The organism is Simiaoa sp. (assembly GCF_051972595.1).
Taxonomy (GTDB): domain Bacteria; phylum Bacillota; class Clostridia; order Lachnospirales; family Lachnospiraceae; genus Acetatifactor; species Acetatifactor hominis.
Window position 1 is genome coordinate 20,353 of sequence record NZ_JBOKRY010000012.1, and the last position, 13,360, is coordinate 33,712.

At 45.9% G+C, this 13,360-nt stretch carries 13 protein-coding genes; 10 read left to right on the plus strand and 3 right to left on the minus strand.

Annotation, left to right across the window (positions count from 1 at the left end):
- The first annotated feature begins 3 nt into the window (after positions 1–3).
- The 9 genes from ACTRDR_RS06405 to ACTRDR_RS06445 all read left to right on the plus strand — a co-directional run bounded on the left by ACTRDR_RS06405 (position 4) and on the right by ACTRDR_RS06445 (position 8,883).
- Positions 4–807 carry an ABC transporter permease gene (locus ACTRDR_RS06405; protein ID WP_440526556.1) on the plus strand — a complete coding sequence of 268 codons (804 nt, stop codon included), beginning with the start codon at positions 4–6 and terminating at the stop codon, positions 805–807.
- 21 nt (positions 808–828) lie between these two features.
- Entirely contained in the window at positions 829–1,884 is a 1,056-nt protein-coding gene (locus ACTRDR_RS06410; protein WP_440526557.1) for an ABC transporter substrate-binding protein, read from the plus strand.
- A gap of 18 nt (positions 1,885–1,902) precedes the next feature.
- Complete coding sequence (locus tag ACTRDR_RS06415; protein ID WP_178774075.1) at positions 1,903–3,060, plus strand: tyramine oxidase subunit B; 1,158 nt, start codon at positions 1,903–1,905, stop codon at positions 3,058–3,060.
- A 62-nt stretch (positions 3,061–3,122) separates the two neighbouring features.
- A complete protein-coding gene (locus tag ACTRDR_RS06420) occupies positions 3,123–4,265 on the plus strand; it encodes a tyramine oxidase subunit B (protein WP_178774074.1) in 1,143 nt (380 codons plus the stop codon).
- 24 nt (positions 4,266–4,289) lie between these two features.
- Positions 4,290–4,616, plus strand: coding sequence for a 2Fe-2S iron-sulfur cluster-binding protein (locus tag ACTRDR_RS06425; RefSeq protein ID WP_178774073.1), 327 nt, complete (start codon positions 4,290–4,292; stop codon positions 4,614–4,616).
- A 27-nt stretch (positions 4,617–4,643) separates the two neighbouring features.
- Complete coding sequence (locus tag ACTRDR_RS06430) at positions 4,644–6,221, plus strand: FAD-dependent oxidoreductase (RefSeq protein ID WP_440526558.1); 1,578 nt, start codon at positions 4,644–4,646, stop codon at positions 6,219–6,221.
- Positions 6,222–6,233: 12 nt separating this feature from the next.
- On the plus strand, positions 6,234–6,572 hold the full coding sequence (locus ACTRDR_RS06435) for a (2Fe-2S)-binding protein (RefSeq protein ID WP_178774071.1): 339 nt from the start codon (positions 6,234–6,236) through the stop codon (positions 6,570–6,572).
- Position 6,573: 1 nt separating this feature from the next.
- Positions 6,574–7,701, plus strand: a complete 1,128-nt coding sequence (locus ACTRDR_RS06440; protein ID WP_178774070.1) for an FAD-dependent oxidoreductase — start codon at positions 6,574–6,576, stop codon at positions 7,699–7,701.
- Between the two features lie 21 nt (positions 7,702–7,722).
- Positions 7,723–8,883: an iron-containing alcohol dehydrogenase gene (locus ACTRDR_RS06445; protein WP_178774069.1), complete on the plus strand. Its 1,161-nt coding sequence runs from the start codon at positions 7,723–7,725 to the stop codon at positions 8,881–8,883.
- A 62-nt stretch (positions 8,884–8,945) separates the two neighbouring features.
- On the opposite strand, the gene ACTRDR_RS06450 is transcribed toward ACTRDR_RS06445, so the two are convergent.
- From ACTRDR_RS06450 to ACTRDR_RS06460, 3 genes are all read right to left on the minus strand, one after another.
- Positions 8,946–10,085: a hypothetical protein gene (locus tag ACTRDR_RS06450; RefSeq protein WP_440526559.1), complete on the minus strand. Its 1,140-nt coding sequence runs from the start codon at positions 10,083–10,085 to the stop codon at positions 8,946–8,948.
- 19 nt (positions 10,086–10,104) lie between these two features.
- Positions 10,105–10,392: a Dabb family protein gene (locus tag ACTRDR_RS06455; protein ID WP_178773804.1), complete on the minus strand. Its 288-nt coding sequence runs from the start codon at positions 10,390–10,392 to the stop codon at positions 10,105–10,107.
- A 99-nt stretch (positions 10,393–10,491) separates the two neighbouring features.
- The gene (locus tag ACTRDR_RS06460; RefSeq protein ID WP_440526560.1) at positions 10,492–11,796 is read right to left on the minus strand and encodes a CapA family protein; all 1,305 of its coding nucleotides are present in this window, start codon (positions 11,794–11,796) and stop codon (positions 10,492–10,494) included.
- A gap of 269 nt (positions 11,797–12,065) precedes the next feature.
- Here ACTRDR_RS06460 and ACTRDR_RS06465 point away from each other — a divergent pair, with 269 nt between their 5' ends.
- Positions 12,066–13,307 carry a C40 family peptidase gene (locus ACTRDR_RS06465; protein WP_440526561.1) on the plus strand — a complete coding sequence of 414 codons (1,242 nt, stop codon included), beginning with the start codon at positions 12,066–12,068 and terminating at the stop codon, positions 13,305–13,307.
- Positions 13,308–13,360: the final 53 nt, after the last annotated feature.

A 13,360-nucleotide genomic window follows, 5' to 3' on the forward strand; every position in this document is an offset into this window, starting at 1 on the left:
TAGATGAAGAGAAAAAGGAAAGAAAAAAGGAAACAAAGATTAAGTATTGCATTTTGTACCCTGGTATATCTGTTCCTGTTTCTGCCCATATCAGTCATTGTCGTGAATTCCTTTAATGCAACGACCACGAAGCCGTATATGAGCTGGAAAGGATTTACTTTTGACTGGTATGTGAAGCTGTGGGACAACACATCCCTGTTGGAGGCATTTGGAAATACCATGATCATTGCAGTGATAAGTACTTTGCTTGCTACGATCATCGGTACTCTCGGTGCGATCGGGATGTACCGGTATAAATTCAAGGGAAAGGCATTTATCGATGGACTATTATATATACCTGTGGTCATTCCGGAGATCGTACTTGGTATTTCCTTATTGACAATATTTGCCAAGGTAAACATCGCAAGAGGAATGTTGACACTGATACTGGCGCATGTAACGTTCTGCGTTCCGTTTGTCATATTCAACGTCAGGGCGAGGCTTGCCGGGTATGACAGCTCCATCGAGGAGGCCAGTATGGATCTGGGAGCCAACCGTCTGGTAACTTTTTTTGAAATCACTCTTCCGGTGCTTGCTCCGGGAATTCTGGGAGGGGCGCTGTTGGCATTTACGTTATCCATAGATGATGTGATCATCAGCTATTTCGTATATGGTCAGACCAAAACTTACCCTCTCAAGGTGATGGAGAGTGTAAAAAGTGGTGTCGCTCCGGATGTGAATGCATTGTCGACACTGATCCTGGTGGGAACAATCCTGTTTGTATTTTTAACACAGGGTGATTTATTAAAAAAGAAAACACATCAATAGTTATTTGAAGGAGGAATGGTTATGAAGAGAAAAATGTTCGGTTTCTTAATGACAGGTGTAATGGTATGCTCTATGCTGACCGGATGCGGAAACACAGGTACGGATGCCCAAAAGGGTCAGGTAAATGTGTTTATATGGACAGAATATGTTTCGGAAGCAGCTATCATTGATTTTGAAAAGGATACCGGAATCAAGGTGAATGTATCAACGTATTCTTCCAATGAGGATATGCTTGCAAAACTGAAATCAGAATCAGAAGGTACCTATGATGTGATTTTGCCTTCCGACTATGCCATAGAGTACCTGATCGCGCAGGACAAGCTGGAAGCCCTTGATAAGGATAAGCTTTCGAATCTGTCCAATATTGATCCCGCTTATCTGGATGAAAGCTTTGATCCGGGCAATGTTTACAGTGTTCCATATGAAGGCGGTGTGGCTTGTATTGCCGTCAATACAGCAAAGGTAGATAAAGAAATTACATCCTATGCAGATCTGTTCGATCCTTCTCTCAAAAGCCAGCTGGTAGTTCTGGATGACTACAGAGCGGTAATCGGAATGACAGAACGGTCCATGGGCTTATCCATGAATGAGACCGATCCTGATACCCTGGCACAGGTGGAAGAAAAATTATTGACACTTAAGGATAACATTAAGCTATATGATTCGGATTCTCCGAAATCTGCATTAATCTCAGGAGATTGTACTGTAGGAATGGTATGGTCAGCAGAGGTGGCACTTGCCATGGATGAAAATCCGGATATTGAAATAGTGTATCCGACAGAGGGAGCTTATGTGTTCCTGGATAACTGGGCAATTCCAAAAGGAGCAAAAAACTATGATGCAGCAATGGAGTTTATTAATTATATGCTGTCAGCAGAAGCTGCAAAGATGAACATTGAGGATTTCCCGTATCTGTGTCCGAATAAGACTGCACTGGAGATGCTGGGAGAGGATTATGTGAATAATGAGGCAAAAAATGTACCGGCAGAAGTGATCGCGAGCGGTGAATTTGTAAGCTATCTTGATACGGATACTCTGGCAATCTATGATGAAATGTGGACAAAATTAAAGAAATAGACGGATGGAGGGACCAAAATGGCATATCCGAGGATTGATTTTCTGTATCTGAATGAGCAGGAAATGATAGAGGCCGGTGTATTGGATGCGGCCCGATGCATTGAGACCATGAGAGATACCATGTCTCTCTTTGGGAAAAAGGATTTTTTGCTGGGAGGACCCAATGCAGACGAGCATGGCCTGCAGATGAACTTCCCACAAAAATCCGATATAGAGGGATTTCCTCTGGATGACGGACCGGATAGAAGATTTATGGCAATGCCGGCATATTTAGGCGGAAGATTCCATATAGCCGGGCAGAAGTATTACGGTTCAAACAGCCATAATCAGGTGTTGGGGTTACCAAGATCCATCCTGATGGTGACCCTCTCCGATGTGGACACCGGAGCTCCTAAGGCAATCATGTCGGCAAACCTTTTATCGGCTATGAGGACAGGAGCAATGCCGGCGATGGCAGCAACATATCTGGCAAATAAAGATTCAGAGGTGTTGTCCTTACTTGGACCGGGTGTCATCAACAAATGTGCACTGATGTGTTATATGGAAGTACTTCCTAATATCAAGAAGATTAAAATAAGAGGAAGTTCTTCGAGGTCAAAGACAGCCCTTGCCATGAAAGAATTTATTGAAAAAACCTATCCACAGGTGAAAGAAATTGTCATCTGTGACAGTCTTAAAGAAGCCTGTCGCGACGCAGATGTAGTGTCAGAAGCAATGTCCGTCACCAAAGAAAATATGGAAGAATTCAAGCTCGAATGGTTCAAAAAGGGAGCAACAATATTTAGCATGGGTTCCTTCCTCTATCGTAAATATGAAGATTTTAAGAATACTACAATGGTGGTGGACAATTATGGAATGTACCGGAAGTATCTGAATAATTTTATTGCGAGAGGGCCGGTAGATGCGTTTGGAAATAAAAGAGAATGGGTGATCATGGGCATCCATTTTGTACATTTGGTAAAGACAGGACAGATACCGAGAGAGCAGGTCATTAATCTGAGTGATATTGTAAATGGAACATCCGGTGGCAGAAAGGATCATGACGAGATTGTGATGTGCTCGATCGGTGGTATGCCCTTGGAAGATCTGTCCTGGGGGTACGATTGTTATCAGAGAGCCGTGGAAAAAGGTCTGGGCACATCACTGAATCTCTGGGATGTACCTTACATGAAGTAATTATATCAAAAGCAACGGAGCTGACGCATAAGAAATGACCGGATATTAAGGAGGAAGCAGATATGGCATATCCAACAATTGACTTTGTTTTTCTGTCAGAGGAAGACATGATAAAGGCCGGTGTAAAAGACATGCCGGCATGTATCGACGCCATGGAAGAGGTGATCAAGTGCCTGAACGTGGGAGATTATGTAATGGGTGGTGAAAATCATAATTCCCATGGCAGCCAGATATCTTTTCCAAAGGAATCTCCCTTTCCGAATATGCCGCTTGATGAAGGTGACGACAGAAGATTTATGGCAATGCCGGCTTATATCGGAGGCTCTTTTGATTTGGCGGGAATGAAATGGTATGGGAGCAACAGTAATAATAAGACAAAAGGACTTCCCCGCTCCATTCTCACCGTCATGTTAAACGATAAAGATACAGGTGCCCCTATTGCATTAATGTCTGCCAACATTTTAAGTGCAATGAGAACCGGCGCAATACCGGGGGTAGGGGTAAGATATCTGGCACCGAAGCATGCCTCAGTCTGCGGAATCTGCGGACCGGGAGTTATGGGAAAGACATCTCTGGCAGCTATTTTAGCGGAATGTCCGGGTATAAGAGAGATTAAGGTAAAAGGAAGAGGACAGAGATCGCTGACTGCATTCGTGGAATATGCGAAGGAAAAATATCCAAATATTCCGGTAATAAGAGCAGTAGACACCTTGGAAGAGCTGGTAAGGGATACGGATGTCATAGCTTTTGCAAATTCAGGAAATACCGATCCCGGTACATACCCGCATATCAGGGGGGAATGGATAAAACCGGGTGCCCTGATCATCGGAGTAAGCTGCTTTGAACTGGATGCAGGATATATGGCAGACACGGAAAAGTGCAGGCTTGTTGTGGATAATACAGCTTTATATGAGGCCTGGGCTGAGGAATTTCCCTATCCGTCATTTGGGGCAAATAACATTATAGGTTCCAAATTTACCGATATGATCCATGACGGTTTCATAGAGAAAAGTGATATGTATGATCTGGGAGATATTATAAATAGTAAGTGTGCAGGCAGGGATTCTGATCAACAAGTCGTAATTTTCTCGGTAGGAGGAATGCCGGTTGAAGATGTGGCATGGGGCAAACGCTGTTATGAGAAGGCAATGGAACTGGGACTGGGACAAAAACTGAGACTTTGGGAAAAGCCGGATTTAGCATAGAGAGCTGCAGAAGGGAGAACTGTTATGTCAGAGAGAATAAAGGAGCATCCGATACTGGGCGTCCAGGAAAAGGGTGAATTAGTGAAGTTTACCTTTGATGGAAAAGAGATGGAAGGTTATGAAGGAGAGCCGATTGCGGCAGCATTAAAGGCAGCAGGAGTGATGGTGCACAGATATACGCAAAAGGAGCACAAACCAAGAGGGATTTTTTGTGCGATAGGACGATGCACGGATTGCGTCATGATTGTAAATGGTGAACCAAATGTCAGAACTTGTATTACACCGCTTGCACCGGGGATGGATGTACGAACTCAATACGGCGTATCAGATCAACCATTTGATAAGCAGTAACCCAAAGGACTGGGGAAGGAGATTAACATGAAACGATATGATTTAATAATAGTAGGAGCTGGTCCTTCCGGTTTATCAGCAGGGATAGAGGCAGCAAAGAAGGGACTTAAAGCTGTTGTCTTTGACGAAAATGAAAAGCCGGGGGGACAGTTGTTCAAACAGATCCATAAGTTTTTCGGCTCAAAGGAACACAGGGCAAAAGTCAGAGGATTTGTGATCGGACAGCAGCTTCTGGACGAAGCGGACGAAGCCGGAGTCGAAGTTGTGCTGAATGCGACAGTCATTGGCCTGTATCAGGATAAAGAGGTTGTGGTCAAAAGAGGTGGAGAGGTAGAGCATTATAAGGGAAATGCAATCATCATTGCAACCGGAGCTGCAGAAAACATGGTCACATTCCCGGGATGGACATTACCGGGAGTCATCGGAGCAGGGGCAGCACAGACTATGATGAATCTTCACGGAGTACTTCCTGGCAAGAAGGTTTTAATGCTTGGCTCAGGAAATGTAGGTCTGGTCGTTTCCTTTCAGCTTAAACAGTGTGGATGTGAGGTCGTAGCGCTCGTGGATGCCGCATCAAGAGTAGGCGGTTATGGTGTGCATGCTGCAAAGGTGGCGCGTACAGGAGTACCATTTTATTTATCACATACGATTGTAAAGGCGGAAGGAAAGGAGTGCGTGACCGGAGTTACGATTGCGGAGGTAGACAGCAGATTTCAATTTATACCCGGCACGGAAAAGCATTTTGATGTGGATACGATCTGCCTTGCTGTAGGACTTTCCCCGATGTCACAGCTTCTGAAGATGGCGGGCTGCAAGATGGAAGACAATCCAAAACGAGGAGGCCAGGTACCGGTCTGTGATGAATATGGAAGAACATCCCTTCCGGGAGTATTTGTTGCCGGAGATGTATCCGGAATAGAGGAAGCCTCCTCAGCGATGATCGAGGGACGTATGGCTGGAATTGTAGCTGCAGAATATCTGGGGTACATAGAAAAGGAGGAATTGGATACAGAGCTTGTAGCACTCGATCATGCATTGGATGGACTCAGACAGGGGATGTTTGCACCGGAGAACAGGGGGAAGTTGATTGAAAAGACAGAGGAACAAATTGAAATTTCACAGAATTTATTGCTTCATGGATATATTGCAGATGATGAAATAGACAGATTTCCGGGAGTAACGCACAAGCCGGGTGTGCATCCGGTGATAGAGTGTACCCAGAATATCCCTTGTAATCCGTGTCAGGATGCGTGTAAGAAAGGATGTATCTCTATTGGGTCAAACATTACATCTCTTCCCATCGCAGTAGAAGGAGCAGACTGTATCAATTGCGGAATGTGTGTAGCCAGCTGTTCCGGTCAGGCGATCTTTCTTATAGATGAGGATTGTGGGGACGGCACGGCAACGGTAACACTTCCTTATGAATTCCTGCCATTACCTGCGGAAGGCACAAAGGGTAAAGGCCTTGGAAGAGATGGAACAGTAATCTGTGATGCAGAGGTTGTTTCCGTGAAGAGTCTTAAGGCATATGATAAGACCAGCCTTTTGACAATGAGGGTTCCTAAGGAATATGCGATGAAGGCAAGATTTTTTAAAGCAGTGTAGGAGGAGCGTGCTATGAATTCAGTTAATGATCGATCAAGAGATATCGGTCCGTTTGTTCCGGGACCGGATGATGATATGCTGATCTGCCGCTGCGAGGAGATCACAAAAGGAGAGATCAGAAAAGCCGTACATGAGGGAATGTGGACACTCACAGAGATCAGAAGATATTTAAGAACAGGCATGGGACTATGCCAGGGACAGACCTGCAGCAGGCTTGTAAAGGGAATCGTGGCGAGAGAACTTGGAATTTCTCCGGCAGAGCTTGAGCCTGCTACAAGCAGAGTACCGATGCGTCCAATTGAAATGAAGATATTTGCAAATGAAGCATTGGACGAAAGGGAGGACGGATAGTATGAAGACAAACGCAGAAGTGATAATCATAGGTGGTGGGATCATCGGATGCGCCACAGCTTATTATCTGGCCAAAACGGGAATAGAGGTAATCGTCCTGGAAAGCTCTGACCATATCGGAAATGGTGGTTCATCACGAAATGGCGGAGGGGTAAGACAATCGGGCAGAGATGTCAGGGAGCTTCCGCTTGTCATGTATGGGATTAAGAATCTGTGGCCGACATTATCTGAGGAATTGGAAGTGGACTGTGAGTATCATCAGGATGGAAATCTCAGACTCGGTAAGACGGAAAAGCACAGAGAGATACTTACAAAACTTGCTGACAATGCAAGAGGTGCCGGACTGGATGTGCGGATGATCGATGGAGATGAGGTCAGAGCGATCAATCCCTATTTATCCGAGGAGGTAATCTGTGCCAGCTGGTGCCCTACCGATGGTCATGCCAACCCGCTCACCACGACACTGGGCTATTATAAGATGGCAAGAAAGCTGGGAGTAACATTTATAACAGGAGAGCCGGTCACAGAGCTTAGGGTGATAAAAGGAAAAATACGCCAGGTGATCACCCCAAATAATGTTTATGAAGGTGAGAATGTGCTGGTGGCAGCAGGACTTGATTCAAGAGAGATCCTTACAACAGTGGGAATTGATATTCCCATGACAAATTCGCTGTTAGAATGTCTTGTAACAGAGGCACAGCCTCATATGTTTGACCAGATGCTTGGTACTGCAGAGGCAGATTTTTATGGACATCAGACTAAGCATGGGTCTTTCGTATTTGGAGGATCCTCAGGCCTGGAGAGATATAATAAGGATAACGGAACACCGGTCACTTCATCCAAAACAGCGCCTTGTATCTGCCGTGGAATCATGAAATACTTCCCGGATCTTGCCAATGCTAAGATCGTGCGTACCTGGGCCGGCTGGATGGATGCATCCTCGGATGGAGTACCGGCGCTTGGAACGGTGGATGAAATTCCGGGATTGTATGTGGCATGTGCTTTTAACGGTCATGGCTTTGGAATTGCACCTGCAGTCGGAGAACAGCTGGCAAAGCTGATCGTGACGGGAAAGACGGATGTGGATATCCGGGCATTACACTATGACCGGTATAGGGCTAAGATTTAGCGGATAAAGAAGGAGAGCAGCATGAATAATTTCACATTTCATATTCCAACGGATATCAGATTCGGTAAGGATCAGATACAGTGTCTGCCGGAGGAACTGAAAAAATACGGGAAAAATGTTCTGTTAGTATACGGTGGCGGAAGCATTAAAAGAAGTGGTCTCTATGATAAAATCCGGGACCTGCTGAAAGATTTTGAAGTGTCAGAGCTTTCGGGAATAGAACCGAATCCTAAGCTTACATCTGTGGAAAAGGGTGCTGCTATCTGTAAAGAAAAGGACATACAGGTAATATTGGCTGTGGGGGGCGGGAGCACAATAGATGCATCCAAACATATCGCTGCAGCTGCCTGTTATGATGGTGAACCATGGGAACTGGTTAAGGACAGAAGTCTTGTAAAAAAGGCATTGCCGGTTGCGGTAGTTCTTACAATATGTGCGACCGGCTCCGAAATGAATTCCGGAGCCGTGATCAGTAATGAGAAAACCCATGAGAAACTGGAGATCAACCATCCTCTTTTGTATCCTAAGTTATCCGTCTGTGATCCGACTTATCTGTACACATTGCCACCGGAACAGACAGCCGCCGGAGCGGTTGATATACTGTCCCATGTAATGGAACAATATTTCCAGTCAAATGATGAAGCATATATTACGGATGTGCTTAGTGAAGCGGTGATGAAAACCGTCGTAAAATATGCCAGAAAAGCAATGGATGAACCACAAAATTATGAGGCGAGATCCAATCTGATGTGGGCATCGACAGTCGGATTAAATCATCTGCTTACCGTAGGCAAGGGTGGAGCCTGGAGTGTTCATCCAATCGAGCATGTGATCAGTGCTTATTATGACATCACACACGGAGTAGGGCTTGCAATACTGACACCGGCATGGATGGAGTATGTTTTGTCCGATAAGACGGTACTCCGTTTTGCAAGATTTGCAAGAGAAGTATTCGGAGTAAAGGAGACGGATGACGCAAAAGCAGCAGAACTGGGGATTGAAAAGGTCAGGGAATTCAATCGGTCACTGGGGATGCCATCAACTCTGACAGAAGTAGGTATATTGCAGGATAAATTTGATGAAATGGCAGCGGAAGCTGTAAGGACAAGTGGAATCTCCCTAAGGGCATATGTTAAGCTTGAGATTTCTGATGTAAAAAAAATATTAATGAACTGCAGATAAATTTGGGACGGAAGCCGCTTGCTCCAATTAAAAATACTCCCCGAATCATCCGGGGAGTATTTTTAATTGGAGATATTACTGCTCTTTTTTGTCTTGGAACGTACGATGGTATATGCCGGAATGACCAGAGCAAGGATACCGATATATCCGATAATGCTGGTACCCTTCTGCAGCAATGCCTTCATGCCGAAGGAGGCACCAAAAGCGGCGATACCTAACAGGATGACGGTAATGACTGCCCGGCGCAGCTGCTGGTTTTCAATAAAGAAGAACAGTTTATTAAAACGTACGCAACCGGCATTTGCAAGCCCGGCGGCACTGGTAAGTACTGCGAGTGTCATCAGCGCTACGAAGACATAGGTCAGCCAGGAGAATCCCAGTCTGCCCAGTACTGCCATGATAGGAACCGGTACAACGCCGGGATTACAGAGATCCGGGATCACCGTAACATAACAGAACAGGGTAAAAGCAATGGCGATCATCAGAATGACAGTGATGATATAGCCGGCAATGATTGCTTTTTTTGTTGCAGCTCTGTCTTCCAAAATATCGGCAACAGACATAACATTAAAACAGATCGTGGACTGGAAACAGCCATATAAAATTGCGCTGAAAACGGCATAGAGCAGGTTGGGCTCTTTGGTGCTAACCGGTGCTGCGGCGATAGCAGCACCGAGATCATACTGACCAAACACAAGACTTAATACCGCAATCAGCAGGACTACCAGAACAATGGCGTACATCATATATTTGGATGCCCTGGAGAGTAATTTGGATCCATACAGGCAGAGCAATGCCGAAATGATAATGGTCGGGATGGCAGCACCCCAATAGCTAAAACCAAAATTCATAAGGACATTTGCTTCACCGGAAAAGGCAAGACCACCCGCACACATAACAGTTGCCAGAAAGAGCAGATCGTAAACAATACTGATAAATTTACCGGCCTTTTCCCTATAACAGGACAGAACAAACGGTTTGTAACTTGTGGTACCGTGACTGCGGGCATATTCCGTCATATAGAACATGACACCACCGGTAACCAGCATGGCAAGCAATGGCATGAATAAGCCGACCCAGCCGTATTTTACATAATAAGTGACACTGAAAGCTCCCGTGGCAAAACCCGGACCAAAATGGCCGCCGAGCCATACGGCGGCAACACCAAGATATGAAGTCGCAAAAAGATTCTGTTTTTTCATGTGCAATCCCCCTTACTATTTATTCGTGGTCAAAAGAAATTCTGGTGACCACAGCATTCTTGAAATTATCAGCCATTGCCACATGCAGCGGATGTGTCAGATAATCCTTAAGCTGTGTGGCATTATCCAAATGAATCGTGGCCATGATATCTGCGTTGGAATCACGTTCAACACAGTTGCGCCAGACGAAAGGCTCTGTCAAAAAAGGCAGTTCCTGCTCCAGCTGGCGGTAAGTTTCACGCATATTGAGCTCAATGGCATCCACATCAGTTCCCGCTTTGAATTTTAGTAACACGTAATGTACCATATAATACCTCCATTTGAATGCTTCAACGCATTAACACTTTAATTAACAAAAGTATTATACGACAAGAAGGAAAATAGAGCAATATTTTTTTGAATATCGCTATTTAGAATTATGGAGTACCTGATCTTTGGTGAGTACGAAATCTCCCAGGGTCTCGGTGCTCCATTTTTGCAGGTCTTCCAGGCGGAGTGTTACGCCGCCGTAGTTACGGATGCCATGGGATGCAGCAAGGTCCTCCGTATAATCCTCTAACAGGTATACGTTCTGAAAACGTACCGGTCCTGAAGTATACTGACAGACGAGAGGAAGTGCTCCGGTAAGTTCTCTGTCTATCGTAATATCATCTTCTGTGACATGGAAGGTGACCCAGGCAAGCGCTTCCAATATGCTGATGGCTTTCTTCTGGGAGGATACATAATTTCCCAGAGAGTAATAGCACAGGGCTTCGTTGCCGTTTTCTGCGGTGATCCATTCCACAGGCTCTACTACATGAGGGTGGGTTCCGATAATGACATCAGCCCCGGCTTCGGTCATGGCCTCAGCCCACTTTTTCTGATAACTTGATGCCTTGGATGAATATTCAGTTCCCCAGTGAGGGCAGACGATCACAATGTCAGCAAGCTCTTTGGCCCGGGAGATGTCCTCTAAGACCTGAGGGTTCAGCGTGGTAAAATCCATCAGCCCGGTCTGTTCATTTACGGCACACAGAAGATTCAGATGCCCCAGAAGATTTAAGGGCAGTGTCTCTGTATTGGCACCGTAAGTATAGTTCAGGATCGCAAAGGTCACATCCTCTACGGTAAGCAAAGGAATATCGTCTGCCTGAGAAATATCTTCGTGGATACCGGTCACAAGAATATCAGGATGCTGCTCTTTCCAGAATTGTGCACAATACAATAAGCCATCCAGCTTTTGGTCTGCGGTATGATTGGAGGCATGCAGTACCACATTGAAGCCTGCATCTGCGATCGCATCCCCGACCTCGGTGGGGGAATTAAAATAGGGAAAACCGGAAAAACCACGGGAATTTCCCCCAAGAATAGTTTCCTGATTGATGATCTTCACATCCGCGGTATCCAGAAAAGGGCGGATCCCATCGAACAGCATGGAATAATCATAGGTACCGTCCTCCTGTCTGCCACTGGCCACGATCCCCATGTGCATCAGATTATCCCCTACGGCCATGAGCGTAATATCGTGCTCCAAAAAAGGCGTGGGGGTAGGAAGCGGTGTGGGAGTGGGAAGCGGCGTGGGAGAAGGAACCGGTGTGGGAGTAGCAGTAACAGCAATGGGACGACCGCCGGTAGCGGCAGGCCCTAAAAAATAATAGCCAATGATGCCGGCGAATAATATCAGCGGAACAAGGATCAGAAGAAGGTATAGCCGGGAATTTGTTTTTTTCATAAATGAATTCCTGCCTTTCTGCAGCCTGCACAGCGCAGGCATGTTCTTGTGTATCAAAGTCGGGGGCTTTTGACCCCGACATCATACTACATGTATTATAGCATTTACAACGAACGCATGCAAAACAATATAAGCGGGAATTCAGCAGGAATTCAACTGCCTGAATTTTTTAAGATATTTAGGAAAATTTGTGGACTGGTGTTGTCGTATATGTTATAATTCCGAACGTCATCAGAAAACCGAAGTTGCAGGAAGTAACAGGGATTATAATGAAAAAAAGAGTGTTCATGGCACTTGCGGTCGCGCTCACCGGAGTCAGTATGGTGGTGGCAGCAGGAAACGGAGAACTAAAAATACAGAGTGAAGCCTCGGTACGGAAAGTACATGCGGCAGAAATACATCAGATCGGTGTCGAGCCGATCCCGGCTGCCGGACAGATTACCATAGAGGAGCTGCTGGCGGTACAGGGTGGCGAGACGGAGGATCCCAGAGCAGTGGAAGGAATGTCGGATCCGGAGGATATTCCGGTAGACGAAGCTTCCGTAGAGGATACGAACGCAGATGAGTATGCATCGTTAGCGATCGCCAATGTGACGAATTACGTCAATGTCCGGACAGAACCGAACACGGACAGTACCGTAGTGGGTAAGATCTATGACGGAGCGGTGGCACAGATCCTGGATGTGGCAGGAGCGGAGCAGGACTGGTTCCGGATCATCTCCGGTAATGTGGAGGGTTATATCAAGGCAGAGTTTTTCATTTACGGAGATGCAGCAGCTGAGGTTGTAGACAATTATGTGACCAGATATGCTGTGGTTACTGCAGACCGTCTGAATGTGAGACAGGACCCTGCCACAGATGCAAAAAGAATTGGTTACATTGACAATGGAGAAAAGGTAAAAATTCTGGAGAATGACGGAGACTGGCTGAAGGTACAGTACACCGACAGCAAGGAAGGCTATGTCTCTGCGGAATATGTGACGATCTCGGAAGAATTTATCTATGCGAAGACAATAGAAGAGGAACAGGCGGAAATTGCCGCACAGAAGGCATTGCAGGCAAGAGAACAGACTGCCGAGCAGGATGCCCCGGAGGTGATCACGAACATCACACTTCCCACTACAACCTATACCTCAAATGAGGAGCTCAGACAAGGAATCATTGATTATGCCATGCAGTATCTGGGCAACCGGTATGTACACGGAGGTTCCAGTCTGTCAGGGGGTACGGATTGTTCCGGATTCACATGCTTTATCTACGCGGAGTTCGGCTATTCTATCAGCCGTACACCGGGAGGACAGTATTCCGGTGCCGGACGCAGTATCAGCTCTGAAGAACTTCAGCCCGGAGATATTGTATGTTATAGTTCCAATGGAGGGAAGAGCTGTACCCACGTAGGACTGTATATCGGTGACGGACAGATCATTCATTCCGCTAATTCACGGAAAGGTGTCATCATCAGCGCAGTGGATTACAGCCCCATTATTGCTATGAAAAATGTTATTGATTAGCCACATTCGTATTTAAATTATGGAGTACCCGTCTAACGCTGGCACCTGTGAAA

Coding starts and splice junctions, on each gene's coding strand:
- ACTRDR_RS06405 (WP_440526556.1), top strand. CDS start 4: ATGAAGAGAAAAAGGAAAGAAAAAAGGAAACAAAGATTAAGTATTGCA.
- ACTRDR_RS06410 (WP_440526557.1), top strand. CDS start 829: ATGAAGAGAAAAATGTTCGGTTTCTTAATGACAGGTGTAATGGTATGC.
- ACTRDR_RS06415 (WP_178774075.1), top strand. CDS start 1,903: ATGGCATATCCGAGGATTGATTTTCTGTATCTGAATGAGCAGGAAATG.
- ACTRDR_RS06420 (WP_178774074.1), top strand. CDS start 3,123: ATGGCATATCCAACAATTGACTTTGTTTTTCTGTCAGAGGAAGACATG.
- ACTRDR_RS06425 (WP_178774073.1), top strand. CDS start 4,290: ATGTCAGAGAGAATAAAGGAGCATCCGATACTGGGCGTCCAGGAAAAG.
- ACTRDR_RS06430 (WP_440526558.1), top strand. CDS start 4,644: ATGAAACGATATGATTTAATAATAGTAGGAGCTGGTCCTTCCGGTTTA.
- ACTRDR_RS06435 (WP_178774071.1), top strand. CDS start 6,234: ATGAATTCAGTTAATGATCGATCAAGAGATATCGGTCCGTTTGTTCCG.
- ACTRDR_RS06440 (WP_178774070.1), top strand. CDS start 6,574: ATGAAGACAAACGCAGAAGTGATAATCATAGGTGGTGGGATCATCGGA.
- ACTRDR_RS06445 (WP_178774069.1), top strand. CDS start 7,723: ATGAATAATTTCACATTTCATATTCCAACGGATATCAGATTCGGTAAG.
- ACTRDR_RS06450 (WP_440526559.1), bottom strand. CDS start 10,085: ATGAAAAAACAGAATCTTTTTGCGACTTCATATCTTGGTGTTGCCGCC.
- ACTRDR_RS06455 (WP_178773804.1), bottom strand. CDS start 10,392: ATGGTACATTACGTGTTACTAAAATTCAAAGCGGGAACTGATGTGGAT.
- ACTRDR_RS06460 (WP_440526560.1), bottom strand. CDS start 11,796: ATGAAAAAAACAAATTCCCGGCTATACCTTCTTCTGATCCTTGTTCCG.
- ACTRDR_RS06465 (WP_440526561.1), top strand. CDS start 12,066: ATGAAAAAAAGAGTGTTCATGGCACTTGCGGTCGCGCTCACCGGAGTC.